Source organism: Gordonia sp. DT30 (assembly GCF_049844915.1).
Lineage (GTDB): Bacteria > Actinomycetota > Actinomycetes > Mycobacteriales > Mycobacteriaceae > Gordonia.
This window is the reverse complement of record NZ_JBNCLY010000003.1, coordinates 78,171-104,191: the sequence shown is the minus strand read 5'-3', so window position 1 is coordinate 104,191 and position 26,021 is coordinate 78,171. Positions and strand designations below refer to the sequence as shown.

General features: G+C 67.1%; 23 protein-coding genes. 20 read left to right on the top strand and 3 right to left on the bottom strand.

What is annotated here, in order from left to right; all coding sequences use genetic code 11:
* Window positions 1-5: 5 nt before the first annotated feature.
* From ACLQ3C_RS04175 to holA, 13 genes are all read left to right on the top strand, one after another.
* Complete coding sequence (locus ACLQ3C_RS04175; protein WP_425703977.1) at window positions 6-2,243, top strand: ATP-dependent DNA helicase RecG; 2,238 nt, start codon at window positions 6-8, stop codon at window positions 2,241-2,243.
* The gene (locus ACLQ3C_RS04170) at window positions 2,185-2,973 is read left to right on the top strand and encodes an HNH endonuclease family protein (RefSeq protein WP_425703711.1); all 789 of its coding nucleotides are present in this window, start codon (window positions 2,185-2,187) and stop codon (window positions 2,971-2,973) included. Before ACLQ3C_RS04175 ends, ACLQ3C_RS04170 begins: the two co-directional genes overlap by 59 nt.
* Window positions 2,974-3,110: 137 nt before the next feature.
* Complete coding sequence (locus ACLQ3C_RS04165; RefSeq protein ID WP_425703709.1) at window positions 3,111-4,382, top strand: glutamate-5-semialdehyde dehydrogenase; 1,272 nt, start codon at window positions 3,111-3,113, stop codon at window positions 4,380-4,382.
* 29 nt (window positions 4,383-4,411) lie between these two features.
* Window positions 4,412-5,365: an AAA family ATPase gene (locus ACLQ3C_RS04160; RefSeq protein WP_425703707.1), complete on the top strand. Its 954-nt coding sequence runs from the start codon at window positions 4,412-4,414 to the stop codon at window positions 5,363-5,365.
* On the top strand, window positions 5,365-6,792 hold the full coding sequence (locus ACLQ3C_RS04155) for a vWA domain-containing protein (protein ID WP_425703705.1): 1,428 nt from the start codon (window positions 5,365-5,367) through the stop codon (window positions 6,790-6,792). Before ACLQ3C_RS04160 ends, ACLQ3C_RS04155 begins: the two co-directional genes overlap by 1 nt.
* Before the next feature lie 74 nt (window positions 6,793-6,866).
* On the top strand, window positions 6,867-7,613 hold the full coding sequence (nadD, locus tag ACLQ3C_RS04150; RefSeq protein ID WP_425703703.1) for a nicotinate-nucleotide adenylyltransferase: 747 nt from the start codon (window positions 6,867-6,869) through the stop codon (window positions 7,611-7,613).
* Between the two features lie 85 nt (window positions 7,614-7,698).
* Window positions 7,699-8,106: a ribosome silencing factor gene (rsfS, locus tag ACLQ3C_RS04145; RefSeq protein WP_425703702.1), complete on the top strand. Its 408-nt coding sequence runs from the start codon at window positions 7,699-7,701 to the stop codon at window positions 8,104-8,106.
* Window positions 8,103-8,807: a histidine phosphatase family protein gene (locus tag ACLQ3C_RS04140; protein WP_425703701.1), complete on the top strand. Its 705-nt coding sequence runs from the start codon at window positions 8,103-8,105 to the stop codon at window positions 8,805-8,807. Before rsfS ends, ACLQ3C_RS04140 begins: the two co-directional genes overlap by 4 nt.
* Window positions 8,804-9,550 carry a diglucosylglycerate octanoyltransferase gene (gene octT / locus ACLQ3C_RS04135; protein WP_425703699.1) on the top strand — a complete coding sequence of 249 codons (747 nt, stop codon included), beginning with the start codon at window positions 8,804-8,806 and terminating at the stop codon, window positions 9,548-9,550. Before ACLQ3C_RS04140 ends, octT begins: the two co-directional genes overlap by 4 nt.
* A gap of 109 nt (window positions 9,551-9,659) precedes the next feature.
* Window positions 9,660-10,523 carry a DegV family protein gene (locus tag ACLQ3C_RS04130; RefSeq protein WP_425703697.1) on the top strand — a complete coding sequence of 288 codons (864 nt, stop codon included), beginning with the start codon at window positions 9,660-9,662 and terminating at the stop codon, window positions 10,521-10,523.
* 112 nt (window positions 10,524-10,635) lie between these two features.
* Entirely contained in the window at window positions 10,636-11,757 is a 1,122-nt protein-coding gene (locus ACLQ3C_RS04125; RefSeq protein WP_425703695.1) for a helix-hairpin-helix domain-containing protein, read from the top strand.
* Window positions 11,758-13,296 carry a ComEC/Rec2 family competence protein gene (locus ACLQ3C_RS04120; RefSeq protein WP_425703694.1) on the top strand — a complete coding sequence of 513 codons (1,539 nt, stop codon included), beginning with the start codon at window positions 11,758-11,760 and terminating at the stop codon, window positions 13,294-13,296.
* Window positions 13,284-14,261: a DNA polymerase III subunit delta gene (holA, locus tag ACLQ3C_RS04115; RefSeq protein ID WP_425703693.1), complete on the top strand. Its 978-nt coding sequence runs from the start codon at window positions 13,284-13,286 to the stop codon at window positions 14,259-14,261. Before ACLQ3C_RS04120 ends, holA begins: the two co-directional genes overlap by 13 nt.
* A gap of 128 nt (window positions 14,262-14,389) precedes the next feature.
* Here holA and rpsT read toward each other — a convergent pair whose 3' ends face one another.
* The gene (gene rpsT / locus ACLQ3C_RS04110; RefSeq protein ID WP_425703692.1) at window positions 14,390-14,650 is read right to left on the bottom strand and encodes a 30S ribosomal protein S20; all 261 of its coding nucleotides are present in this window, start codon (window positions 14,648-14,650) and stop codon (window positions 14,390-14,392) included.
* A gap of 210 nt (window positions 14,651-14,860) precedes the next feature.
* Between rpsT and ACLQ3C_RS04105 the strand changes: the two genes are divergently transcribed.
* From ACLQ3C_RS04105 to ACLQ3C_RS04090, 4 genes are all read left to right on the top strand, one after another.
* Window positions 14,861-16,012 (top strand): sulfotransferase family protein, encoded by a 1,152-nt coding sequence (locus tag ACLQ3C_RS04105; protein WP_425703690.1) that lies wholly within the window; start codon window positions 14,861-14,863, stop codon window positions 16,010-16,012.
* Window positions 16,013-16,327: 315 nt separating this feature from the next.
* A complete protein-coding gene (locus ACLQ3C_RS04100) occupies window positions 16,328-17,983 on the top strand; it encodes a circularly permuted type 2 ATP-grasp protein (protein WP_425703976.1) in 1,656 nt (551 codons plus the stop codon).
* Window positions 17,980-18,963 carry an alpha-E domain-containing protein gene (locus ACLQ3C_RS04095; protein WP_425703688.1) on the top strand — a complete coding sequence of 328 codons (984 nt, stop codon included), beginning with the start codon at window positions 17,980-17,982 and terminating at the stop codon, window positions 18,961-18,963. Before ACLQ3C_RS04100 ends, ACLQ3C_RS04095 begins: the two co-directional genes overlap by 4 nt.
* Window positions 18,960-19,808, top strand: coding sequence for a transglutaminase family protein (locus ACLQ3C_RS04090; protein ID WP_425703686.1), 849 nt, complete (start codon window positions 18,960-18,962; stop codon window positions 19,806-19,808). The genes ACLQ3C_RS04095 and ACLQ3C_RS04090 overlap by 4 nt, the downstream gene beginning before the upstream one ends.
* Here ACLQ3C_RS04090 and ACLQ3C_RS04085 read toward each other — a convergent pair whose 3' ends face one another.
* Window positions 19,809-20,225, bottom strand: coding sequence for a type II toxin-antitoxin system PemK/MazF family toxin (locus ACLQ3C_RS04085; protein ID WP_425703684.1), 417 nt, complete (start codon window positions 20,223-20,225; stop codon window positions 19,809-19,811).
* Window positions 20,222-20,893 (bottom strand): alpha/beta fold hydrolase, encoded by a 672-nt coding sequence (locus tag ACLQ3C_RS04080; protein ID WP_425703682.1) that lies wholly within the window; start codon window positions 20,891-20,893, stop codon window positions 20,222-20,224. Before ACLQ3C_RS04080 ends, ACLQ3C_RS04085 begins: the two co-directional genes overlap by 4 nt.
* A gap of 98 nt (window positions 20,894-20,991) precedes the next feature.
* Here ACLQ3C_RS04080 and lepA point away from each other — a divergent pair, with 98 nt between their 5' ends.
* The 3 genes from lepA (at window position 20,992) to ACLQ3C_RS04065 (ending at window position 25,966) form a co-directional block, all read left to right on the top strand.
* Window positions 20,992-22,851 (top strand): translation elongation factor 4, encoded by a 1,860-nt coding sequence (gene lepA, locus ACLQ3C_RS04075; protein WP_425703975.1) that lies wholly within the window; start codon window positions 20,992-20,994, stop codon window positions 22,849-22,851.
* Window positions 22,848-24,914, top strand: a complete 2,067-nt coding sequence (locus tag ACLQ3C_RS04070; protein WP_425703680.1) for a M3 family metallopeptidase — start codon at window positions 22,848-22,850, stop codon at window positions 24,912-24,914. The genes lepA and ACLQ3C_RS04070 overlap by 4 nt, the downstream gene beginning before the upstream one ends.
* A gap of 128 nt (window positions 24,915-25,042) precedes the next feature.
* On the top strand, window positions 25,043-25,966 hold the full coding sequence (locus tag ACLQ3C_RS04065) for a cation diffusion facilitator family transporter (RefSeq protein WP_425703678.1): 924 nt from the start codon (window positions 25,043-25,045) through the stop codon (window positions 25,964-25,966).
* Window positions 25,967-26,021 lie beyond the last annotated feature (55 nt).

Genomic DNA, 26,021 nt, shown 5'->3' with positions numbered 1-26,021 from the left:
CGAAGATGGCGGCCGGTCTGGCCACGCTGGGGGCGACCACCGTCGGCGAGCTGCTGCGCCACGCGCCGCGCCGGTATGTGCGCCGTGGGCAGGCCTCGGCAGCGCAGGATCTGGACGAGGGCGAGTGGGTCAGCATCATCGGTCGGGTCGCCAGGGCGCAGATGATCCAGATGCACAAGCGTCACGGTGAGTTCCTGAAGGTGACCGTCAACGACGAGAAGCAGTCATTCGACGTCAGCTTCTTCCATGCCCGCCGGCTACTGAAGATCCTCACACCCGGTACCCGCGTGATGCTGGCCGGTACGGTGAAGTTCTTCCGCGAGCAGCCGCAGCTGACCCATCCACAGTGGTTGGTTCTTCCCGAAGAAGGCGCCGACGTCGACAAGGTCATCGGCTCGCCCATGATGACCGAGATGTACGAACTCGAACGCCGGGCGAGCGGATCGGACCCGTCCCGGCCGAATCCGCTACTCGCGCTTTTCGACCGGGCCATCATCCCGATGTATCCCGCGACGAGCAGTTGCCAGACCTGGGAGATCTGGAGCGCCGTCCGTCGTGTTCTCGATCTCTTGGGGCCGCTGCCGGAAGCCCTCGACGACGAGGAGCGTCGCACGCACGGACTGATCCGGACCGACGACGCGATCCGCGCGGTACATCTGCCCGATTCCGATGCCGAGATCGCTCCGGCCCGCGATCGCATGAAATTCGATGAGGCACTCGCGATCCAGTTGGTGCTGGCGCAGCGCCGGCTCGACGGGCGCACCGATACCGCACCCGCCTGTCCATACGTCCCCGGCGGACTCGAGGAACGCCTGTTGTCGCGGCTGCCGTTCACCCTCACGGCCGGACAGCGAGATGTCGGCGCCGAGATCGGCGACGATCTCGGTCGTGAGCAGCCGATGAGCAGACTGCTCCAGGGTGAGGTGGGTTCGGGTAAGACCTTGGTCTCGGTGCTCGCGATGCTGCGCGTCGTCGACAACGGACATCAATGCGCGCTGCTCGCGCCCACCGAAGTCCTTGCCGCCCAGCATTATCGGACCATCGGGTCGATGCTCGGCGAGTTGGGGACGGCCGGTCGCCTCGGCGCGGCCGACGGTGCCACCGGGGTCGCGCTGATGACCGGCTCGATGAAGACGAAGGACAAACGCCAAACGTTGCTCGACGTGGTCACCGGAGAGGTCGGGATCGTCATCGGTACCCACGCTCTGCTCGAGGAGAACGTGACGTTCTTCGACCTCGGGATGGTCGTGGTCGACGAGCAGCATCGCTTCGGAGTCGAACAGCGTGACACCCTGCGCAGGCGGGGCCGCGACGGCGTCGTGCCCCACATGCTCGTGATGACCGCGACCCCCATCCCGCGCACGGTCGCCATGACGGCGTTCGGTGATCTCGACACCTCCGTGCTGACCGAACTACCCGCAGGCCGCAGGCCCATCACCACCACCGTCGTGCCGACCGGCAACGCCAAATGGGTGAACCGGGCGTGGGCGCGTGTCGCCGAGGAGGTCGCCGCGGGACGGCAGGTCTACGTGGTGTGCTCACGGATCGGCGACGATCCCGACGCACCCGCGAAGACGCCGGCGAAGGCGCCGGCGAAGAAGAAGGGCAACGCCACCGACGACGCCGAGGACCAGACCGTGGCGGTGCTCGACCAGTACCACGAGCTGCTCGCGTCCCCGTTGGGCGCACACCGCATCGCGATGCTGCACGGACGGCTGCCGGCCGAGGAGAAGGCCGAGGTGATGGACGCCTTCGGGCGCGGTGAGATCGACATCCTGGTGTCAACGACCGTGATCGAGGTCGGCGTCGACGTCCACAACGCGACCATGATGCTGATCGTCGATGCCGAACGCTTCGGCGTCAGTCAGCTCCACCAGTTGCGCGGCCGCGTCGGCCGTGGTGGCCTGCCCGGGTTGTGCCTGCTGATGACCACAAGTGCACCGGAATCGAAATCGATGGAACGACTGGGGGCGGTCGCTGCGTCCAATGATGGATTCGTCCTGGCCCGGGTGGATCTCCAACAGCGGAGGGAGGGTGATGTCCTCGGCTCGCTGCAATCCGGCGGCAAGACGTCGCTGCACTTCCTGTCGCTCCTCGACGACGCCGACATCATCGCCGACGCCCGCGAACTGGCCCAGCAGATCACCGCTGCGGACCGGACACTGGCCGACCACCCTGAAATGGATGCTCTGGTCGACGCGATCCTGGTTCCGGACAAGATCGCATACCTGGACAAGTCGTAGCGGTCCGGCGGCACGCGGCCGGGTGGGCGCCCCGGGCGCCGTCTCGTGGCCGATTCGTCGCTGGGTGATTCTGATCGCCTGCGTGACAACGGCTTTGATCGTCGCGGTGACGGTCAACCTCGATCGCGCGCGTCCTGATCCCGCCGCACATGCACACGCGGTGGCGGCACTCGCGGTCCTCGTCCGGGTGCCGACGGTACCGCGACGGCCCGATCGCGACGACTATGAGCGCGGCGCATTCGGCGTGGCGTGGACCGACGCGGTGTCGGTGCGCGGCGGGCACAACGGGTGCGACACCCGTAACGACATCCTGCGCCGCGACCTCTCGGACGTGACCGTCGGACCGGTCCGGTCCTGCCCGTCGGCGATCCTTTCCGGCGAGTTCCGCAGCCCGTACACCGGTGACACGGTGGTGTTCCGCCGTGATCGCGGTGCCACCGCTGCGCAGATCGATCACATTGTCCCGTTGGCGTTGTCATGGGATATGGGCGCGTGGTCGTGGCCCGCGGAGCGTCGCGCCGACTTCGCCAACGATCCGGCGAATCTGGTGGCGGTCGACGGCGAGTCGAATCAGGCCAAGAGCGATGCCGAACCGGCGGTGTGGATGCCGCCGCTGACGGCGTTCCACTGCCGCTACGCGGTCCAATTCGTCGAAGTGGTCGCCGGATACGGACTCAGCATCGATATGGCGAGCCGGAAGGTCCTCGCTGATGTCCTCGAGTCCTGCTGACCGCGGGCCGGTGGCGGGGTCGACGTTGGGCCGCGCCGAGGACCGCACGTAGTCTGGTGGTCGTCATAACCCGGCCGGTGTGGTGGAGCATTGGGATCGCCGAGTATCGCGGTCGGGAGAGCATTCGGGAGGAATCCGTGAGCGCACCCGCCGTCAGTCCCGCCGACACCGGCGTCGAGCAGATCGTCACCGACCTGGCCAAGGCCGCCAAGGTCGCATCACGCGCGCTCGGCCGAGTGACCACCGCCGCCAAGAACGATGTCTTGCTCGCCGCCGCCGACGCGATCGAGGCCGCGACGGAAGCCGTCGTGGCGGCCAACGCCGAGGACATCGCGCGCGCCGAGGCCGCCGGAACCGAGGCGAGCCTGCTCGACCGTCTGCGACTGACCCCGCAGCGCGTCGCCGCGATCGCCACCGGCTTGCGGCAGGTCGCGCTGCTGGCCGATCCGATCGGCGAGGTCATTGCGGGCAAGACCCTGCCGAACGGGTTGCGGCTGCGGCAGGAGCGGGTACCGCTCGGGGTGGTCGGCATCGTCTACGAGGCGCGCCCCAACGTCACCGTCGATGCCTTCGGGATCGCCTTCAAGTCCGGGAACGCGGTGTTGCTGCGCGGGTCCTCCTCGGCCGCCTCGTCCAATACCGAACTCGTGCGAATTCTGCGAGACACCTTGAGCAGCAAGGGAGTGACCGCTGATGCCGTTGCGCTGCTGCCCAGCGACGACCGGGCCAGCGTGACCGCGCTGATCCGGGCGCGCGGCCTGGTGGACGTGGTGATCCCGCGCGGCGGTGCCGGGTTGATCAATGCGGTGGTCGCCAACGCCACCGTGCCGACCATCGAGACCGGCACCGGCAACTGCCACGTCTACGTGCACGCCCTCGCCGACATCGATATCGCCACCCGAATCGTCCTCAACGCCAAAACGCGTCGCCCCAGTGTGTGCAATACCGCCGAGACGGTGCTCATCGACAAGGCCATCGCCGCAGAGGCCGTCCCGAAGATCAGTCAGGCGCTGCAGGCGCAGGGGGTGGTCATCCACGGCGACGAGGACGGCATGGAGCCGGCGACCGAAACCGATTGGGCCGATGAATATCTGTCGATGGACATCGCCATGAAGATCGTCGACGGTCTCGATGCCGCGGTCGCGCACATCGACACCTACGGCACCGGACACACCGAGGCCATCATCACCACCGATCTGTCCGCGGCGCAGGAATTCACCGACCGCGTCGACGCCGCGGCGGTGATCGTCAACGCCTCCACCGCGTTCACCGATGGGGAGCAGTTCGGTTTCGGCGCGGAGATCGGCATCTCGACGCAGAAACTGCATGCCCGCGGTCCGATGGGTCTGCCCGAATTGACGTCCACCAAATGGATCGTCTGGGGCGACGGCCATATCCGGCCGGCGTGAAACCCGATAGACAAGACACAGGTGAACCCATGACACCGCAGACACCGGCGCGAGCCCACACTTCGGGCAGTGCCCACCCCGAGGCCACCGTGCAACCGTCGTTCCGTGATGTGCCCGACGTGGCCACCCGGCTGCGCGGCACCGGATACCTCGCCGACGACGCCACCGCCACCGCCACCTTTCTCGCCGATCGCCTCGGCAAACCGCTGCTGGTCGAGGGCCCCGCGGGGGTCGGCAAGACCGAGTTGGCCAAGGCGATCGCCGGGGCCACCGACGCCGAATTGGTGCGGCTGCAGTGCTATGAGGGCATCGACGAGGCGCGTGCCCTCTACGAGTGGAACCATGCCAAACAGATCCTGCACATCCAGTCGACCGGCACCCGCGACTGGGCCGAGGCCAAGACCGACATCTTCTCCGAGGAATTCCTGCTGCCGCGGCCGTTGCTGACGGCCATCTCGCGGCCGGGCGCCACGGTGCTGCTGATCGACGAGATCGATAAAGCCGATGTGGACATGGAGGGGCTGCTGCTGGAGGTCCTCAGCGATTTCGCGGTCACCATCCCCGAGATGGGAACTGTCGTCGCCGCGCGGCGCCCGATCGTGTTGCTGACCTCCAACGCCACCCGGGAACTGTCCGAAGCGCTCAAACGGCGCTGCCTATACCTGTACATCGACTTTCCGGATGCCAAGCGGGAGAAGGAGATCCTGGCGTCACGGGTACCCGCACTCTCGGATTCGCTGGCCGCCGAGCTGATACGGGTCGTCGGGGTGCTGCGTGGTCTGGACATCCGCAAGAAGCCGTCGGTGGCCGAGACGATCGACTGGGCGAACACGCTGCTGGCGCTCGGTGCCGGTCAGGATCCCGACCACCGAGCGCGGTCGGGCCGCGGTCTCGACAACGGACTGATCGCCCGCACCCTGGGAGTGGTGCTCAAACACCGGCCGGATCTGAACACCGCGATCAAAGAACTCAAGCTCGGCTGATGACGGCCGGGCCGGACACCGCGCCGTTCGTCGCGCACCTCACCGACTTCGTCGACGAACTGCGGCGCCGCGGCGTCGTGGTGGGGCCGTCGAATCTGATCGACGCAGCCCGCGCGGTCGAGGTGCTCGACCTGCTGGACCGCCGCAGTCTGCGAGAAGGCCTGGCGGCGACACTGCTCGACGACCATCTGCACCGCACGGCGTTCGACCGGCTCTTCGACCTGTGGTTTCCGGCCGCCCCGGGCGCACGGTCGACCGCCGAGGAACTGCCGCGCACCGAGGACGGTGCGGTCGACATCGCCGCGACCCGCGACGAACTGGCGCGCGTGCTCGCCGACCCCGACGCCGAGTCCGACGGTCGTCTCGACGCGATGGTCGCCGAAATCGTGGAGGTGCTCGGCCGGTACGAGTCCGCGCGGGGCGATGCATATTCGGCCTACCAGGCGCTCTCGTCGATCGAGCCGCAGACACTGATCGCCCGGATCGCGGCCGCGATGGCCGGTGGCCGACCCGCGGAACTCGACGTGGGCACCGAACCCATGTTCCGGCGTGCCGCCCGCGACCGGGCCGCGGTGGTGCGCGCCGCGATCGAACGCGAGACCCAGCGCCGGATGTCGGCCCGCAACGGGCGTGAACGCGTCGGCGAGTACGCGGTGCCCAAGCTGCCCGAGAACATCGCCTTCCTCACCGCCGGGGCCAGAGAGCAGGCAGAGTTGCGCCGAACCGTCGACCCGCTGGCGCGGCTGCTGGCCTCGCGGCTCGAGACCCGTCGGCGCCGTGCGCGCCGTGGGCCGGCCGACGTACGCGCCACGTTGCGTGCGTCGATGTCGACCGGCGGTGTCCCCATCGAACTGCGCCACCGGAAACCCCGGCCCGGACGCCCCGAGCTCATCGTCATCTGCGACGTCTCCGGCTCGGTCGCCGGCTTCTCGGCGTTTACCCTCAACCTCGTATATGCGCTGCGCCAACAGTTCTCGAAGGTCCGCGTCTTCGCATTCATCGACAGCGTCGACGAGGTGACCGATCTGTTCGATCCACGCAACGATGCCGACGCCGGATTCGGCGGAGACACCCGCGCCGCGATGTCACAGATGATCGAGACGGCGCGGCTGATCACCCGTGATGGGCACTCCGACTATGGGAACATGCTGCGCGGATTCGTCGGCGAGTACGCCGAGACGCTGACCCATCGCGGGGCTCTGCTGATCCTCGGGGACGCCCGCACCAACTTCGGGTTTGCCCGTACCGAGCTCCTCGCGCAACTCGTCGAGCGGGCGCGCCACGCCTATTGGCTCAATCCCGAGCCGGGCGCCGAGTGGGGCACCGGTGATTCGGTGGCCGACGAGTATGCGGAGGTCATCGACATGTTCGAATGCCGTAACGCCCGGCAGCTGGCAACCGTCATCGGCGACCTGCTTCCGGTGTGAGCGGCCGCCGCCGCCTGCGGTATCGGCGGCGCCGTCACCCGCTCGGCCGGTGACACCGCGTAGACTCACCCTCCATGTCCATCGACCGCCCGCAGGCGCGCCGCCGAATCGGCGTGATGGGCGGCACATTCGACCCGATCCACAACGGTCACCTCGTCGCGGCCAGCGAAGTCGCCCATCGCTTCTCGCTACATGAGGTGATCTTCGTGCCGACGGGCCGGCCATGGCAGAAGCTTCTCGACGGCACCGAGCGGGCGGGTGCGCAACCGGTGGGCTTGCCCCGCGGTGGTGCGGACAGGCAGCGCGGCCTCGACGAGGAACACAGCAAGCAGGTGTCGCCGGCCGAGGATCGCTACCTGATGACCGTGATCGCGACCGCCTCCAACCCGCAGTTCTCGGTGAGCCGGGTCGACATCGACCGGGCGGGCTATACCTACACCGTCGATACGCTCCGCGACCTGCGCGCGACCCTGCCCGACGCCGAGCTGTTCTTCATCACCGGCGCCGATGCGCTGGAGTCGATCCTGTCGTGGCAGAACTGGGAGGAGCTGTTCGAGCTCGCCAACTTTGTCGGCGTCAGCCGGCCCGGCTACGAGCTGAACGTCCGCCATCTGGCCCAGCATCTGCAGGATCTGCCGCCGGATACGTTGCGGATGCTGGAGATCCCGGCACTGGCCATCTCCTCTACCGAGTGCCGGGAGCGCGCCGCGCACGGGCGGCCGGTGTGGTATCTCGTACCCGACGGGGTGGTGCAGTACATCGCCAAACGCCGGCTCTACCGGCCGTTACGGAACAATTCCCCACGCGTGTCGGCGCCATGATCACGCGCGGCGCGATACCGACGTCAGAACCGGAGAGAACCGGCGGCCCCGCGGGGTCGCCGACTCAACGCAGGAAAGGACTTGTGTGACTGCATCAGCCGAGGCACGGACGATGGCGCAGGTGGCCGCGCTGGCCGCCGAGGACAAACTCGGCCACGACGTGACCGTCATCGATGTCTCCGAACAGTTGGTCATCACCGATCTGTTCGTCATCGCCTCTGCCGACAACGAGCGGCAGGTCAACGCGATCACCGACGAGGTCGAGGAGAAGATGCGTGCGGCCGGATACAAGCCGGCCCGCCGCGAGGGGACCCGCGAAGGTCGTTGGGCGCTCCTGGATTACATCGACATCGTCATCCACATCCAGCATGCCGACGAGCGCGCCTTCTATGCACTGGAGAGTCTGTGGAAGGACTGTCCGACCGTGGACGTCACGAGTGGTCCGGTCGATGATGCGCCGGCCGGGGACACGTCCGCCGGGGACGTGAAGTGAGTGGCGATCCCGACGGCGGTGACACCTCGGTCGAGCGTCTGACGCCGGTGGTACGTCGACTGATCTTGTTGCGCCACGGACAAACCGAATACAATGCGGCCAGCCGGATGCAGGGGCAGCTGGACACTGAGCTATCCGAACTCGGTGTGCAGCAGGCGAAGTCGGCTGCCGGAGCACTGGCGGAGAAGCGTCCGATACTGATCCGGTCCTCGGATCTGCGACGCGCCCGTGATACCGCCGAGGCGCTGGCACGGGCCACCGGGCTTTCCGTCGACACCGACGTGCGCCTGCGCGAGACGCATCTGGGCAGTTGGCAGGGCATGACACACCTCGAGGTCGACGATGCGATGCCAGGAGCGCGGGCGAGGTGGCGCGATGATGCCACCTGGGCACCGCCCGGGGGCGAGAGCCGCACAGACGTCGCCGCCCGCGCTGTGCCAGTGGTCGACGAACTCGTTGAGGCGCTTGGTGATTGGGGGAGTGGGGAGTCACCGGTGGTCTTGGTCGCCCACGGCGGCGTCATCGCCGCGCTGACGGCGGCCTTGCTGGATCTGCCGGTGCAGCGCTGGCCGGTGCTGGGCGGACTGGCCAACACCAGTTGGGTGCAACTGTCCGGTCACGCACTCCCCGGCCAGGCCCCCCGGTGGCGGCTCGACGTCTGGAACGCCTCGGCGGAGGCAGCCGACGCGGCGATCCAGTGATCGATCGCCGCCATCCGGCGCACTCGGCGGACGGTTCTGTGCTGGTGCTGTCGGATTCGCTGGCCTACTACGGTCCGGGCGGCGGGCTGCCCGCCGACGATCGGCGGATCTGGCCGAATCTCGTCGGCGATCGGGTCGGTCTGTCGACGTGTCTGTTCGGGCGGATCGGTTGGACCAGCCGAGACGTGTGGTGGGCGCTGACCCAGGACCCGAACATCTGGGCGGCGGTTCCCGCGGCCCGGGTTGTGGTGATCGCGATCGGCGGGATGGACAGTCTGCCGTCACCGTTGCCGACCGCGCTGCGTGAGCAGATCCGTTATCTGCGGCCGCCGCGGCTGCGCCAGAGCGTCCGCACCGGTTACCAATGGGTGCAGCCGCGGGCGGCACGGATCGGCTGGCCGATGGCGCTGCCGCCCAAGGTCACCATCGAACATCTCGAAAGGATCCGCGGCGCGCTGAGTTCGCTACGGCCGGAGCTGCCGATCGTGGTGTGTCTGCCCCCGACGCACCGCAGCCCGTACTACGGGAGCGTGCACACCGGCCGGGTGCCGACCACCGCGGCGATGCTGCGGTGGGCCACCGGTGCGGGGCTGCCCACAGTCGATTTCTATCCGATCACCCGCGATCTCTTCGCCGACCCGGCCGTCGAGATGAACCCCGACGGCATCCACTGGGGATTCGAGTGTCACGCGCAGATCGCCGACGCCGTCACCGACGTGGTCGAACCGGTCCTGCGTCCCTGATCGGTGGCATGGGTGTATCGGTCGGATGACCGGCGCCCGTGACGCCGGCGCATGTCGCGGTGACACGCACCGGCGTGGGCCGCCCGAATGCAACGGCTAACGTAGACGCGTGCCTGTCGTTGTCGTCACAGATTCCTCGGCTCGTCTCCCACGGGCGATCGCCGATCATTACCAGATCATGGTGGTGCCGTTGCACGTGGCGCTCGACGGCGTCGACTATCGCGATGGGGTCGACGACATCCCCGGCGACCTGATCACCAAGCCGGGAGTGACCACGTCGGGCGCGAATCCGCACGAGCTCACCGAGGCGTTCGGTGTCGCAGTCGAGGCCGGCGCGGGCGACGGCGTGGTCGCGGTCATGATGTCGCGGCGCCTGTCGGGAACGTGGGGCGCGGCGCGGCTGGCCGCGGAGAACTTTCCCGGCCAGGTTCGGGTGGTCGATTCCCGTGCGGTGGGTTTGAGTCTCGGTTTCGTCGCCATCGCGGCCGCTCAGGCGGCCGGCGCAGGTGCCGACCGGGATCGCGTCTATGAGTCTGCGATCCGGCAGTCGTCCACCATCGAGTCCCTGATCTGCGTGCACAGCCTCGACAACCTGCGCAACAGCGGACGGATCAGCGCGGCGGGAAAACTGTTCGGCTCCGCATTGTCGATCAAACCGATTCTGGCGCTCGACGACGGCATGCTGACACTGCGTGAGCGTCAACGTACCTTTTCGCGGGCGGTGGCGAAGATGGTGGACACAGCTGTCGACTTCGCCGACGGACGCGTGGTCACCCTTGGTATTCAGCATTGCCAAAACCCCGATGCCGCAAACGATCTGGCCGAGCAGGTCCGCACTCGCCTGCGCCTGGTGACCTCTGAGCTCACCGTTGATCTCGGCCCCATCCTGGGTACCCACGTCGGTCCCGGGGCGCTCGGGGTGACCGTGACGACGCATCTGGATCCGATCGTGGGTGCCGACGACATCGGTTGACGCGGGCCGGCCGGGCGTAACGGCTCTCCACAGAACCGCGTCGTTCCACAGCACTCGTCCGCCGGGTAGACGGACGCTCCCAGACGTGGTCCGCGCCTCCTAGGCTCGCCGCATGAGTGACACCGCACGGACACCGCGCCGGGCCGGTGAGGTCGGTCCCGCCGGGACGCGGCGTCGGTCGGCCCTCGACCGACTCACCGGGCTCGACCGTCCACCGACGGCGGCGGCCGTCCCCGTGCCTGCCGCCGACGACGATGTCGGTGCCGAGCCCGAGGCGCCGCAGGCCGAGCCCGTGGCGCAACAGGCCGAGCCCGTGGCGCAACAGGCCCCCGTCGACGACCGGTGGGGAGCGGTCGCGTTGCCGGCCTGGCTGGACCCACCCGAGCCCGATCACCGAACCGGCAGTCGCCGTACTGTTTTCGGAGAAGGCGAGCGCGGTGCGTTCGGCGAGCCCCACGACTCCGATGACCTCGATGAGCCCGACGACCCACCACGACGACGGTTCGCGGTTGCGCCACCGGCGGCGATCGCGATCATTCTCGTCGGTGTCGTGGCCTGTGTGATCGCAGGTTATGGCCTGTTCCGCGGGTCCGACGAGGCGCCCGCGGTGGACTTCCCGACGCCCGGTGCCGCGCCGGCGACGTCGGGGGCGACGCCGGCAGGCGGTTCGGGGCCGGGCACACCGCCCGCCACACCCGCCGCCGAGGTCGTCGTCAGCGTGGTCGGCCTCGTCCATAGACCGGGATTGGTACGGCTGAACGCGAATTCCCGGGTCGCCGATGCGCTGGCGGCAGCCGGTGGTACCCGCGACGGCGCCGACACGGTATCGCTGAATCTGGCACAGGTACTCCGCGATGGCGACCAGATCCTGGTCGGCTACACCGACGGACAGGGGCAACTCACGCTGCGAAGCGCGGTGGTTGCGGCCGCCGGTGCCCCCGCAGCGGGCCCGCCTCCGACGGGCGCGGGCCCGCATCCGTCTGCGGCCGGAACACAAACCCCGCCGGCGCGAGGCACCTCGGGGTCGGCAGGCGCTGCCGGAACTCTGGTGAATCTGAACACCGCGTCGGAAAGCGAGTTGGACGCATTGCCGGGCGTCGGCCCGGTCACCGCCAAGTCGATCATCGAATGGCGCACGCGCAACGGTTCATTCAGTTCCGTCGACCAACTGGCGGAGGTGGACGGGATCGGTCCGTCGCGACTGGCCAAGTTACGCAGCCTGGTGACGGTGTGAATGCGAGACCAGGATCTGCGGTTGCTGTTGCCGTCGGTTGCGGTATGGATCGTCACCGGCGTCTGCCTGGGCGCGACGGTCCGCACAGCGGTGATGATCGCGGTGGGCGCAGCGCTCTTGGGCCTCGCCGTCGCCGCGATGTGGTGTGCCGGCCGGCTGCGGTGGGGGTTCACGGGTCCGGCACTGATATGTGCGCTGCTCGCGGCCGGCTGCGCCACGGCGATGGCGATGCGGCTGGAGACCCGTGACCGGCACCCGGTTCACGAGATGCACGGCAAGGTGACGATGTGGCTGTCCCTACAAGAAGACCCGGTCCCGTTCGGCCCGGTGTCCGCGGGGACGGTTCGCGCCCGCGTCGAGATCCACGCCGTCGCGCGGCGATCGGTGCCGGCAGCCTCGGCCGAACTCATCGGGAACGCGCAGTCGTGGGCGAACCTGTCGCCGGGGCAGCGGGTTCGCGCGGTGGTGACCGTGGGGTCCGCGCGGCCGGGCGAGCTGGTGGTCGCCCGGTTGCGTGCGTCGGGCACACCCGAACGGCTGGGCCGGCCACCCCCGATGCAACGACTCGCCGCGCACCTGCGCGACCGGTTGCAGCGCAGCTCGTCGCGGGCATTGTCACCCAAGGCCTCCGGACTGTTCCCCGGTTTGGTTCTCGGCGACGAGAGCGCCCTCGATCCGGATGTGCGGGAAGACTTCCGGGACGCGGGACTGCTGCACCTCACCGCAGTCTCCGGTGCGAACTTCGCGTTGGTGTGCGGCGCGGTCATCTTCGCCTTGCGGCTCGGCGGTGCCCCGCCGAAGGTGGTCGTGATCGCCGGGGCACTGTCCATCATCGGCTTCGTCGTGTTGGTGCGCCCGTCGCCGAGCGTGTTGCGGGCAGCCATGATGGGTGCCGTCGGACTGCTCGCGGTGCTCTCGTCACGACGTGTGCAGGCACTACCGGCGCTCGGCGGGGCGGTGATCGGCGGCTTGGTGTGGTGGCCGGAACTGGCGCGCGCGCCGGGATTCGTCCTCTCGGTCGTGGCGACCGCCGGTCTGGTCGTGGTGGCACCGGGAGTCCGTGACATGCTGCGCGCGGCGCGGGTCCCGGGCGGGGTGGCCGAGCTGGTGGCGATGGCGGTCGCGGCACAGGTGACCACCGCGCCGATGATCGCGTATCTGTCCGGCACCCTCAGTCTGGTATCGGTCGTGGCCAATGTGGCGGTGGCTCCGGTGGTCGCGGTGATCGGCATCGTCGGGACCGCGGCTGCCCTGATCGGCGGGATCGGGGGTGCTCAGGGCATCGGAATGATGGCCTCGGAGTTGCTGATCCGGGCAATGGCACCGGAGATGTGGTGGATGATCAGTTGCGCCGAGCGCCTCGGGTCGGCGCAGTGGGCAGTGATCGAGATACCCGATGGCTGGTCCGGGCTGGCGGTGGCCACCGGGTTGTCGGCCACGGTCGTCGCGGCGGTGGCCGGTGCGCGTCGGATCGACGGCGACGGGCTGCGGCGGGCACTGGCCCGGTGTCGGCGCGGTCTGGCACGATGGGCGCCGTGACCGAACGCCTGCATCTGCTCGTCGGGGACGACGACTTCCTCACCGGCCGAGTCGTCGACGCGGTCGTTTCCGAGCGTCGTGCCGCGAGCGGCGGCGACGTCCCGGTCACCAGGGTGCGCGCCGGTGACGTGACTGGTCCGGAACTGGCCGAATTGCTCAGTCCGTCCCTGTTCGCCGACGAGCGGATGGTGGTCGTCGAGTCGGCCGCCGACGCGGGAAAGCAGCCGGCCGCCCTCATCTCCGAGACGGCGAGGGCACTGCCCGACGGCATCACCCTCCTGGTGATCCACAGCGGTGGCGGCCGCGCCAAGGCGCTGGCCGCCGATCTTCGCAAGGCCGGGGCAACCGTGCACGAATGTGTCGCCCCACGCTGGCCGTCGGAACGTATGACCTTCGTGCGCAACGAGTTTCGAACCCTGGACGTGCGGGTCCCCAACGATGTCGTCGAGGTGATCGTCGAGTCGGTGGGTGCGAGTTTACGAGAACTCGCGGCCGCGTGCAGCCAGCTCGTCGCCGACACCGGCGGCAGGGTCGACGAGGATTCGGTCCGGCTGTATTACCAGGGCCGCCCGGAGGTCAGCGGGTTCGAGGTCGCCGACAAGGCGGTCGCGGGCGATCGCGCCGGCGCCCTGGAGTCGCTGGCGTGGGCCCTCCATCACGGAGTTCCACGGGTGCTGCTGGCCGACGCGCTGGCCGAAGCCGTGCACGCGATCGCGCGGGTCCGCGCGCTGGGAAATGTCGATGCGTCGGCGGCGGCCGAATTGGGCATGTCGCCCCGGCGGGTGAAGAATGCCCAGGCGCAGGGCCGGGCGTGGGATTCGGAATCGATCGCGGCGGCGGTGGTCGTGGCGGCCGCGCTCAACGGTGATGTGAAAGGACAGGCCGCCGACGCCGACTTCGCACTGACCGATGCGGTTGCCCGAATCGCATCGCTCCGCCCGGCCGGCCGGCGGCGGGCCGGCTGACGGACACGATCGGCGCCCGCCGGACCACGCCGGTGCACGAACTTCACCCCGGCGACCGCGTGGGAGTCACCGGGGTGAGGAGAAGAATTCTCGGCCGCTCAAGATGCGACCGTCGCTTCAGACGAGGATCAGAGTTTGTTGACGGCGACCGCCATCGCCGACTTCTTGTTGGCCGCCTGGTTGGCGTGGATGACGCCCTTGCTCGCAGCCTTGTCCAGCTTGCGGCTGGTGCTCACGAGGAGATCGCCTGCCTTGTCTTTGTCGCCGGCGTCCACGGCCTCACGGAAACCGCGGATCGCGGTGCGCAGGGAAGACTTGACCGACTGGTTGCGCTGACGCCGGACCTCATTGGTGCGGTTGCGCTTGATCTGGGACTTGATATTTGCCACGCGTGTGTACCTCGTTTGTTTGGTTCGTGCTTGTTTCGGCAGGTCAGACGCAAATCCGCGAACGGGCGCTCGTGACGCTGCGACAGCGATCGAGTTTACCAGTCGGTGAGGTCGGCCCCAAAATTGCCGTCGTCGTGCGCCGTGGCCGGAGCCCCGGGAATCCGGCAGGCGGCGGGATACGGCAGGCGGCGGGGATACGGTGAAGAAACCATGTCCGTCGTCTACGTTCACATCGGCTTACCCAAGACCGGTACCACCCATTTGCAGGATCGACTGTGGCACAACCGCGACCTCGCGCTAGGCGAATCGGGCCTGCTGTATCCGGGAAATGTGATCTCTGATCACTTCCACGCCGCGGTACATCTGCAGCCCGAGCGATACCTGGACTGGGTGGATCCCGCCTTCGCCGATGCCTGGCCGGCGATGGTCGCGCAGATGCGGCCGTGGCCGCAGACGTCGCTGATCTCCCACGAACTCCTCGCCACCGCGACCACGGAGTCGGTCGGTCGGCTCGTCGACGATCTGTCGTTTGCCGATGAGGTGCAGGTGATCGCGACCGTGCGCGATCTCGCGCGTCAACTGCCTTCGGTGTGGCAAGAGAACGTCAAGAATCAGCGCTGTGCGTCCTTCGACGAGTTCTTCATCTCGGTGCGGGAGCAGGCCGAGGCCACTACCTCGTCGGAGCACTTGACCGATACCGAGCCGTTCTGGGAGTTCCAGGATTATGTACAGATCCTGGCCCGCTGGGCGGCAGTGGTGGGCCCCGAGCGCATTCACGTCGTGACAGTGCCGCGGACTCCTGCCGCCGGTGACGGACTGTGGGAGCGGTTCCTCTCGGTCCTTCGCGTCGATCCGGCCCCGCTCACCGTTCCGGTGCCGAATCTCAACTCGTCGCTGTCGAGCGCACAGACGGAATTGCTACGGCGGCTCAACGGGCGCCTCCAGCCCGACGTCGTGGACTGGCCGCGTTACGAACGTGTGGTGAAGGAACGCGTGGTTGCCGAGATCATGGCCGGCCGTTCCAGCGGTGCGGCGCGCGGCCTGTCAGCCGACCAGCGTGCCTGGGTGGCCGATCGGGCCGACGTGATGATCGGCGGAATCGAGGCAGCGGGATACCCGGTGGTCGGTTCGCTCGATGACCTGCGCGTGTCCCGGGTAGCCGGGGACTCGGCGGCGGTCACCCCGGCCGAGGACGTCCTCGACGCGGCACTCGACGTACTCGCCGAGATGATCCTGGGCGAGCCGATGCCCAGCATCGGGCCCGCGCCGCAGACGCGGGCGATGAATCTGGTGCGCCGCGCCCGACGGCGCATACTGGCCGCGCGTCGCTCCATCGGCAGTTCCTCGAGAGCCGGAGCCTGACCGGGTGCGCGCGATCATCGAGAGGTGATGGGTGAACCGCGCGTCGCGCGACCACCATGCCGAATCGGTCGATCTGAGGCACCATGTCAGGTTATGAGTCCTGCACAGACGGATACGCCCGCGAAGAAGGTGCGTAAGACGTCCACCGCGAAGACCGCCCCGGGGCGTACACCGGCCGCCAAGGTCGAGCCCAAATCGGCACCGAATGCCCGGCAGGGGAAGGCGAAATCGGCGAAGGTTGTCGTAAAGCCGACGCAGACAGGGATTTTCGCCGACTACGAGGCGGCTAGATCATTTGGCGTGGCCTACGACGAGATGTTCGACGGCAACGGTGACGTGCGGCCGGCCTATCGCGGAATCTTCAAGGTGATGGCCGAATCCGAACGTGCCGACATCGAGGGACGTATCGACGCTCTCGGACGTGCGTTCATCGATCAGGGCATCACATTCTCGCTCTCGGGTATGGAGCGTCCGTTCCCGCTCGACGTTGTGCCACGGGTGATTTCAGCCGGCGAGTGGTCCAAACTCGAAGCCGGGATCACCCAGCGCGTGCAGGCGCTGGAGCTCTTCCTCGACGACGTCTATGGCGAGCAGGAAATCCTGCGTGACGGCGTGTTGCCCAAACGGCTGGTTCATTCGTGTGAACACTTCCATCGGCAGGCGGCAAACATCAGGCCGCCCAACGGCGTCCGCATACATGTCGCGGGTATCGACCTGATCCGCGACGCGAACGGAGATTTCCGGGTCCTCGAGGACAATCTGCGATCTCCATCCGGCGTGTCATATGTGATGGAGAACCGGCGCACGATGGCTCGCGTGTTCCCCGACCTCTTCTCCTCCCACAAGGTGCGTGCCGTGGCCGACTATCCCAGCCACCTGCTGCGGGCGTTGCGCGCTTCGGCCGCCTTCAACGAGGCCGACCCGAACATCGTCGTCCTCACCCCGGGGGTGGCGAATTCGGCGTACTACGAGCATTCGCTGCTTGCCCGATTGATGGGAGTGGAACTCGTCGAGGGCCGAGATCTGTTCTGCCGCGACAACGTCGTCTACATGCGGACGACCGAGGGCGAACAGCGTGTCGATGTCATCTATCGGCGCGTCGATGACGAATATCTCGATCCGATGCAGTTCCGTCCGGACTCGATGCTCGGCGTTGCCGGACTGCTGAACGCCGCGCGCGCAGGCAATGTGGTCATCTCGTCGGCGGTGGGCAACGGCGTCGGCGACGACAAGCTGATCTACACCTATGTGCCGGAGATCATCGACTACTACCTCGGTGAGAAGCCGATCCTGTCGAACGTCGACACCTTGCGGTGCTGGTTGCCCGAGGAATGCGAGGAGGTACTCGACAGAATCGACGAGCTCGTCGTGAAACCCGTTGAGGGATCGGGCGGTTACGGCATCGTCTTCGGGCCCGACGCCACCGGTGCCGAACTCGACACACTCGCCCGTAAGGTGCGCGCCGACCCGCGCGGCTGGATTGCGCAGCCGGTCGTGCAGCTGTCCACGGTGCCGACCAAGGCCGGCGACAACCTCAGTCCCCGCCACGTCGACCTACGTCCGTTCGCGGTCAACGACGGCGAGTCGGTGTGGGTGCTGCCCGGAGGACTCACCCGGGTGGCGTTGCCGGAGGGGTCGCTCGTGGTCAATTCGAGTCAGGGCGGAGGGTCCAAGGACACGTGGGTGCTGGCCACGCGCTCCTCCGAGGGCGAACGTGAACTCGCGGGCGCCAAGGTGGTCACCAAGAGCAGTGTCGCGGCGGCGCGGCCTGCCGAGAGTGCTCCTGACCCGCTGGTCGCCCAGACCCAACAACAACAACAGCAGCAGAGCAAGGACATTCAGACCAACGGCATGCAATCCCACGGCATCCAGACCCAGGGCATGCAATCCCACGGCATCCAGAGTCAGACGACGGGTTCGATGACGCAGACGCAGTCGGTGCCGGTCGCACCAGGCGGTGATGGCCGATGATGCTCGCCCGAAACGCCGAGTCGCTCTATTGGATCGGGCGCTACGTCGAGCGTGCCGACGACATGGCACGGCTACTCGACGTGGCGATACACCAGCTGCTCGAGGACGCCACTGCCGACGTCGACAGTTCGGTGCGTCAGGTGATCCAGGTGCTGGGTCTCGACCCGCCGGCAAATGGCGCAGAACTCGATGTATGGGCGCTCACCGAGCGGGTGGCCTACGCCAAGGGTTCGACGGGATCGATCGTCGACCTCATTCGCTCGGCACGGCAGAATGCCCGGGGCGCCCGGGAAGTCACGTCGAGTGAGATGTGGGAATGTCTCAACACCACCTACAACGGACTCGCCGACGCCGAGCGACGGTCGCGACGCCTGGGCCCGCACGAATTCCTGTCGTATGTGAAGAACCGGGCCGCCATGTTCGCCGGCCTCGCCGACGCCACCCTGAGCCACGACGACGGCTACCGATACCTCCTGCTGGGACGTTCGGTCGAGCGCGTGGACATGACGATCCGGATGTTGCTCGCGCGCGCCGGTGATCGTGCCGGGTCACCCGCCTGGGTCAACGTGCTGGTCTCCGCCGGCGCCCACGACACCTTTCTGCGTACCTACCGGGGCGTGATCAACGCCGAGAACATCGTCGAATTCATGTTGCTCGACCGGCTGTTTCCGCGATCGGTGTTCCATGCGCTCCGCGTCGCCGAACATCACCTGGCCGATCTCGAGAAGGGGCCCAGCCGTACGGGCGCGCAGGCCGAGGCGTTGTTGTTGCTCGGTCGCGCACGCAGTTCGCTGGAGTTCCTGGAGCCAGGGGATCTGCTGGATGGTCTGCAGGAGCGGTTGCTGGATCTGCAGGACACCTGTCGCGCGGTCAACGAGGCGGTCACCGCCCAGTACTTCCATGTCTCCCCATACGTGTCGTGGGCGGATGCCCGGGTCAGCGACGGTGAAGAACATGTCATCGAGGAGAGTGAATTGTGAGCTGGCGACTGCGGGTCGTGCATTCGACGGGATTCGCCTACAAGAATCCGGTCACCTCGTCCTACAACGAAGCCCGCCTGACGCCGCGTAGCGATGGCAGGCAGAACGTCATCGTGAACCGGGTGGAAACCGTCCCGGCGACCCGTTCCTATCGCTACACCGACTACTGGGGGTCGGCGGTCACCGCCTTCGATCTCCATGCGCCACACGAGGAACTGGAGGTGTCGGGCATGTCGGTCGTGGAGACCGAAGCCGGCGACCGTCCCGGGGCCCAACGCAGACGTGACTGGGAAGGCATCCGGAACACAGACGTCGAGGACCGGTACGACGAGACGCTCTCGAACACAACGTATGTGCCGCGCAATCGATCGCTGACCGCTGCCGCGCGACGACTGGTCAAGGGCCTCGACCCGGAGGAGGCAGTCGAGGCGGTCTGCCGGTATGTCTACGACGAGATGGAGTACGTACCGGGCACCACCGGGGTCCATACCACCGCCGTCGACGCGTGGAATGAGCGCAAGGGCGTCTGTCAGGACTATGCGCACCTCACCCTGCTGATGTTGCGTGGCCTCGGCATACCTTCCCGCTACGTGTCGGGCTATCTGCACCCCGAACCCGAAGCGGCCGTGGACAAGACGGTCGAAGGCCAGAGTCATGCCTGGATCGAGGCGTGGACCGGTGGGTGGTGGGGATTCGACCCGACCAACTTCACGTCGATCACCGAGCAACACGTGTCGGTGGGGGTCGGACGCGACTACTCCGACGTGTCGCCGCTCAAGGGCATCTACACCGGCGGGCAGGCCACCGATCTCGATGTCGTCGTGGAGATCACGCGGCTGGCGTGATCATCGCCAGCCGTAGCTGTGGCGCAATCGGCTTGCGACCGCGTCGAATTGCTCGCGCGGCAGGATCGCGCCCTCGCGGCGGATGCCGTCGGCGTCGACGACGAGCACCCGGTCGAGACGTACGAAGCTCTCCCGGTGCTGCGTATCCCAGGCGCCGGAACCGAGCGACTCCCAGTTGGCGTCGTCGCGGTGATACTCCTTGCTGGACAACATGAGTCCGAGGACGTCGTCGGTCTGCTCCTCGTTTCGATCACGGCCGACCACAAGGACCGGGCGATCTTTCCCCTGGGTCGGGTCGTCCTCGAATTCGACCCAGGTCCAGACGATCTCGCCCGGATCGGCCGCGCCGTCGAGGTCGGGGGAGTAGCTGACCGCCCGCGCCAGCTCGGCGGTGGCACGGCTGATTCGGCGCCTCATGTGATGATCCGCGGCAGCAGGAACGCCTCGAGGGCATCGGCGGCGAGCGTAGCGGTCGGCTTCTTCGTCGGGTCGAGGCTGTGGCCGGTCTTGTCGATCTCCACCAGATGTGTCGGTGCGGGGATCAACTCGAGGGCCGCCCGGATCTCGTCGGTGGCCGCGAACGGATCGGACGCACCGTGGACGACAAGGGTCGGGATGGTGATCGACGGCAGGTGTTCGGTCCGCAACCGGTCCGGTCTGCCCGGCGGATGCAGCGGATATGAGCTGAGTAGCAGACCGGCTGCCGCGGCGCCGCCATCCTCGGCGACGACCATGGACGCCTGGCGTCCCCCGTAGGAGTGGCCACCGATGATCAGGGGGCCGCGTGAATGCCCCCGCAATGCCGCGCACGCCGCCCGGATCCCGTCACGATCGGCGGCGGCCGTCGATGGACTGGGCGGACCCTTCGGGCGTCGTTGCCGGTAGGGAAGGTCGATCCGCGCGACGGTCAGGCTCCGCGCGCACAGTTCGTCGGCATAAGCCACCAGGATCGCGCTGTCCCGGTTTCCGCCGGCCCCGTGGGCCAGGATCACGGTCGCAATCGCGGACTGCGCAGGATGGTGGACGGTGGCGACGACGTCATCGTCGTCGACGAGTTCGGTCGTGGGCGCAGGCACGGGTCCCACGCTATCGCGCCCGGTCAGACCGTGGCCCCGGCGCCAGGTCGGGCTCGCATGAGAAACTGGTGGGAAGCAGCACCGTGTTCTGACCGAGGAGTAGTCCGATTCCCAGCTTCGCCGACACCACCTTCACCGATCCCGCGCAGATCAGGAACTTCTGCATCATCGCGCACATCGACCACGGGAAGTCGACCCTGGCCGACCGGATGCTGCAGCTCACCGGTGTGGTCGCGGACCGGGACATGCGCGCGCAGTACCTCGACCGGATGGACATCGAGCGTGAGCGCGGTATCACCATCAAGGCGCAGAACGTGCGGCTGCCCTGGACGGTGACGCGCGCGGACGGCACCGTCGAGGAATTCGTGCTGCACCTCATCGACACCCCCGGGCACGTCGACTTCACCTACGAGGTCTCGCGTGCGCTCGAGGCGTGCGAAGGGGCCGTGCTGCTGGTCGACGCCGCACAGGGCATCGAGGCGCAGACGCTGGCGAACCTGTATCTCGCGATGGACAACGATCTGACCATCATTCCGGTGCTCAACAAGATCGACCTGCCTGCGGCCGATCCCGACCGATATGCCGCAGAGATCGCGCACATCATCGGCTGCGAACCCGACGACGTCCTGCGGGTGTCGGGAAAGACCGGCGTGGGGGTGCCCGCGCTACTCGACGAGGTCATCCGGCAGGTTCCGGCCCCGCAGGGCGATCCCGACGCGCCGCCGCGGGCGATGATCTTCGATTCGGTCTACGACACCTATCGGGGTGTGGTCACCTACGTGCGTGTGGTCGACGGGAAGGTCGTTCCCCGAGAGAAGATCGCGATGATGTCGACCGGTACGACCCACGAGCTGCTCGAGGTCGGCATCGTCTCGCCGGACCCGAAGCCGTCGAAGGGTCTCGGTGTCGGGGAGGTGGGTTATCTCATCACCGGCGTCAAGGATGTGCGCCAATCCAAAGTCGGTGACACGGTCACCGCCGCCCGGAACGGCGCAACCGAGCCGCTGACCGGCTACCGCGAACCGCGGCCGATGGTCTATTCGGGGCTGTACCCGGTCGACGGATCGGATTATCCGGTGCTGCGTGATGCGCTTGACAAACTGCAGCTCAACGATGCATCGCTGACCTATGACCCGGAGACGTCGGTGGCGCTCGGGTTCGGTTTCCGTTGTGGGTTTCTCGGGCTGCTGCACATGGAGATCACCAGGGAGCGACTCGAGCGCGAATTCGATCTCGACCTGATCTCCACTGCGCCCAATGTCGTGTACCGGGTGGTCATGGAGGACGGTGCCGAACACATCGTCACCAATCCGTCGGATTGGCCTGAGGGCAAGGCCCGCAACATCTTCGAGCCGATCGTCAAGACGACGATCATCGCTCCGAGCGAATTCATCGGCGCCATCATGGAATTGTGCCAGTCGCGGCGTGGTGAGCTCGGCGGCATGGACTATCTGTCGGAGACGCGGGTGGAGATGCGCTACACCATGCCGATGGCCGAGATCATCTTCGACTTCTTCGACTCGCTGAAGTCCCGGACCCGTGGTTACGCCAGTCTGGACTATGAGGAGGCCGGTGAACAGGAGGCCGACCTGGTCAAGGTCGACATTCTGTTGCAAGGCGAAGCCGTCGACGCGTTCAGCGCCATCGTGCACCGTGACGCGGCCTACACCTACGGCAACAAGATGGCGCTCAAGCTGAAAGAACTGATCCCTCGTCAGCAGTATGAGGTACCGATCCAGGCGGCCATCGGAGCGAAGATCATTGCGCGCGAGAATATCCGGGCGATCCGTAAGGATGTTCTCGCCAAATGCTACGGCGGTGACATCAGTCGTAAGCGCAAACTGCTGGAGAAGCAGAAAGAAGGCAAGAAGCGCATGAAGACGATCGGGCGGGTCGATGTGCCACAGGAGGCGTTCGTGGCGGCGCTGTCGACGGATTCGCAGGGTGACAAGCCGAAGGGAAAATGATGACATCGAGCGGGCCGAAGGTTAATCCGGTTCTGGCGCATAGTGAACTTCCACACGGACTGCCCGACTTCGCCTCGATCTCCGACGACGACTTCCTGCCCGCCTTCACCGCGGCGATGGCCGCACATCTCGACGAGGTGGCCGAGATCGCCGAGCTGCCCGAACCGGCGACATTCACCGATACCATTGAGGCGCTGGAGTTGTCGGGGCGCGATCTTGCGCGGGCGTCGGGGATCTTCTTCAATCTCGTCGGGTCGGACGCCAACCCCGAACGCAACGCGATCTCCCAGGAACTCTCCACCCGGCTGACCGATCATGGGAACACCGTCGCCATGAATCCGGCGCTGTTCGCCCGGATCTCGGACCTCCACGCGCGTATCGCCGATCTCGGACTGAGCGAACCTCAGCGGCGCTTGTTGGAAACGCGCTACCGCGAATCCGTGCGCGCGGGGGCGGCGCTCGACGCGCCCGGGCAGCAGGAGATGCGCGAGATCTCTGCGCGCCTGGCATATCTGACGACCACCTTCTCGCAGCGGATTCTCGACGACACCAACGCGTCGGCGGTCTACGCCGACGATGTCGCGGTGTTGGCCGGCCTCGGGACCGGCTATCTCGCGTCGGCGCGGCGCGCCGCTGAGCAGGCCGGGCACGACGTGGGGTATCTGATCGGTCTGGAACTGCCGACCAGCCAATCGGTGCTCACCGAGCTCTCCGATCCGGCCACACGCCGGCGGGTCTTCGACGCATCGGTATCGCGTTGCTCACGCGGCAACGAGTTCGACACCCGCGAGCTCATTCTGGAGATCGTGCGGTTGCGGGCGCGGCGCGCACAGCTGCTCGGATATCGCGATCACGCCGAATACGTGATCGACGAGCAGACCGCACCGGATCCGGCCGCGGTCGATGACCTGCTCGGCGAACTCATCTCCTCGGCGATGGTGGCCGGTGACAAAGAGCTGGCTGCGCTCACCGAGTTCGCGCGTAGCCAGGATTCCTCGGTCGAGGTCGGCGCCGCGGATGCGACGTATTGGCTTGCACAACAGCGTCGTTCGAGTGCTCCGGTGGATCTCGACGGCTTCGCCGACTACTGCGAACTCGACACGGTCATCACCAGGGGAGTGTTCTTTGCGGCCGGCCGGCTCTACGGTCTGCGGTTCACCGAACGCCCCGACCTGCGTGCCTACCACCCCGACGTCCGTATCTGGGAGGTCTTCGACCAGGACGACACCAGCATCGGGCTGTTCCTCGGCGACTACTTCGCGCGACCGTCCAAGCGTGGTGGCGCCTGGATGAACAACATCGTGGACCAGTCGTCTGTCCTGGCGACCCGGCCCATCGTCGTGAATGTCCTCAACGTGCCCAAGCCCGCCGATGGTGAGCCGGCGTTGCTGAGCATCGACCAGCTCACCACGTTGTTCCACGAGTTCGGGCATGCGTTGCACGGCCTGTTGTCGGCAGTCGACTATCCGTCGCAGTCGGGGACGTCGGTGCCCCGGGACTTTGTCGAATTCCCTTCGCAGGTCAACGAGATGTGGGCATTGCACCCCGAGGTCCTCGCGAACTACGCGCGTCACCATGAGACCGGTGAGGCGATTCCCGACGAGCTCGCCGATGCCGCCCGTGCGAACGCCGGCGCCGACACCGCCCACGGCACCATCGAATACCTGGCGGCGTCGGCTCTCGATCTGGCATGGCACCGGCTCTCGGTCGAGGAAGCCGACGCGGTCGACGATGTCGAGGAGTTCGAGGCACGGGCGCTGAGCGAATCCGGTGTCGGCACCGACCTGATCCCCCCGCGATATCGCAGCGCCTATTTCAATCACATCTTCGGCGGCGGGTATTCGGCCGGCTACTACTCCTACATCTGGTCGGAGGTACTCGACGCGGAGACCGAACGCTGGTTCCTGGCCGGGGGCGGTCTGCGCCGGGAGAACGGAAGACGGTTCGCCGAGTCGACGCTGTCGCGCGGCGACAGTGTGGAACCGCTCGCAGCGCACGAAGAGTTGATCGGCCACCGGCCGGAGATCGGTCCGTTGATGCGCCGGCGCGGCCTGGTCGGGTGAGGGTGCGCAGAGGCATCCCCAGTGATTCCCGCGCACTCATTTGCTTCCCGCTCGATGATCTCGTCGAGCGGGAAGCAAATCGTTGAGCGGGAAGCCGACGGCCCCGACGATCGTGATGGAATGAGCCCATGGCTTCCGGGTCCGCCCAGACGCGTCAGGATCTGACGCCCTACGCGCTGCTGAGTATCGCGACCGCCATCGTCGTGATCGTGTTGAAGCTGGTGGCCTGGCGGGTCAGCGGCTCGGTCGGTCTGCTGTCGGATGCACTGGAATCACTGGTCAACCTGGCCGCAGCCATCGCAGCATTCCTTGCGCTGCGGGTGGTTTCGCGACCTGCCGACGCCGAACACAACTTCGGTCACGCCAAGGCCGAGTACTTTTCGGCAGTGTTCGAGGGCGTACTGATCGTTGCCGCGGCGATCGCCATCATCGTGGCCGCCGTCGATCGTCTGCTGCATCCGGCCGAACTCGAGGCGCTGGGGCTGGGACTCGTGATCTCGGTCGTCGCGACGGTGATCAATGGCGCCGTCGCCGTGGTCCTGCTCCGAGCAGGTAGAAGGCACCGCTCGATGACCCTCGAGGCAGACGGCAAGCATCTGCTGACCGACGTGTGGACCACCGTCGGCGTGGTCGTCGGAGTGCTCCTGGTGATCGTGATCGGATGGCAGCCACTGGACTCGATCGTCGCGATACTCGTCGCGATCAACATCCTCGTCGTCGGTGGCCGGCTCGTGTGGCGATCGGGTGGAGGGCTCCTCGACGCCGCGCTGCCAGATGAGGACCTGGCGCAAATCGACGCAGTCCTCAACGTGTTCCGGGCACAGCGGATCGACTTCCACGACATCCGGACCAGAGAGTCCGGCCATGAGCGATTCCTGCAGATGCACATGCTGGTGCCGGGTGAGTGGACCATCGACCGTGGACACGACCTCGCCGAACGGGTCGAGACCGAATTACATGGAGCGCTCGACCATCTCCGGGTCACCATCCACATGGAACCCATCGACGACCCACGCGCCTACGAATCGTGGCGGCTCGATCGCCCGGACTGACCGGACGGGTTCCCCGGACCGGCAACCGATCGCCGAACCTGCTGGGAAGTGGACC

Bases quoted from the DNA above. Each gene is read 5' to 3' on its own strand.
- ACLQ3C_RS04175 (WP_425703977.1), top strand. From the start codon at position 6: ATGGCGGCCGGTCTGGCCACGCTGGGGGCGACCACCGTCGGCGAGCTG.
- ACLQ3C_RS04065 (WP_425703678.1), top strand. From the start codon at position 25,043: ATGGCTTCCGGGTCCGCCCAGACGCGTCAGGATCTGACGCCCTACGCG.
- ACLQ3C_RS04125 (WP_425703695.1), top strand. From the start codon at position 10,636: ATGAGTGACACCGCACGGACACCGCGCCGGGCCGGTGAGGTCGGTCCC.
- ACLQ3C_RS04095 (WP_425703688.1), top strand. From the start codon at position 17,980: ATGATGCTCGCCCGAAACGCCGAGTCGCTCTATTGGATCGGGCGCTAC.
- ACLQ3C_RS04120 (WP_425703694.1), top strand. From the start codon at position 11,758: ATGCGAGACCAGGATCTGCGGTTGCTGTTGCCGTCGGTTGCGGTATGG.
- holA (WP_425703693.1), top strand. From the start codon at position 13,284: ATGGGCGCCGTGACCGAACGCCTGCATCTGCTCGTCGGGGACGACGAC.
- nadD (WP_425703703.1), top strand. From the start codon at position 6,867: ATGTCCATCGACCGCCCGCAGGCGCGCCGCCGAATCGGCGTGATGGGC.
- ACLQ3C_RS04085 (WP_425703684.1), bottom strand. From the start codon at position 20,225: ATGAGGCGCCGAATCAGCCGTGCCACCGCCGAGCTGGCGCGGGCGGTC.
- ACLQ3C_RS04070 (WP_425703680.1), top strand. From the start codon at position 22,848: ATGATGACATCGAGCGGGCCGAAGGTTAATCCGGTTCTGGCGCATAGT.
- ACLQ3C_RS04155 (WP_425703705.1), top strand. From the start codon at position 5,365: ATGACGGCCGGGCCGGACACCGCGCCGTTCGTCGCGCACCTCACCGAC.
- ACLQ3C_RS04100 (WP_425703976.1), top strand. From the start codon at position 16,328: ATGTTCGACGGCAACGGTGACGTGCGGCCGGCCTATCGCGGAATCTTC.
- ACLQ3C_RS04160 (WP_425703707.1), top strand. From the start codon at position 4,412: ATGACACCGCAGACACCGGCGCGAGCCCACACTTCGGGCAGTGCCCAC.
- ACLQ3C_RS04105 (WP_425703690.1), top strand. From the start codon at position 14,861: ATGTCCGTCGTCTACGTTCACATCGGCTTACCCAAGACCGGTACCACC.
- ACLQ3C_RS04170 (WP_425703711.1), top strand. From the start codon at position 2,185: ATGCTCTGGTCGACGCGATCCTGGTTCCGGACAAGATCGCATACCTGG.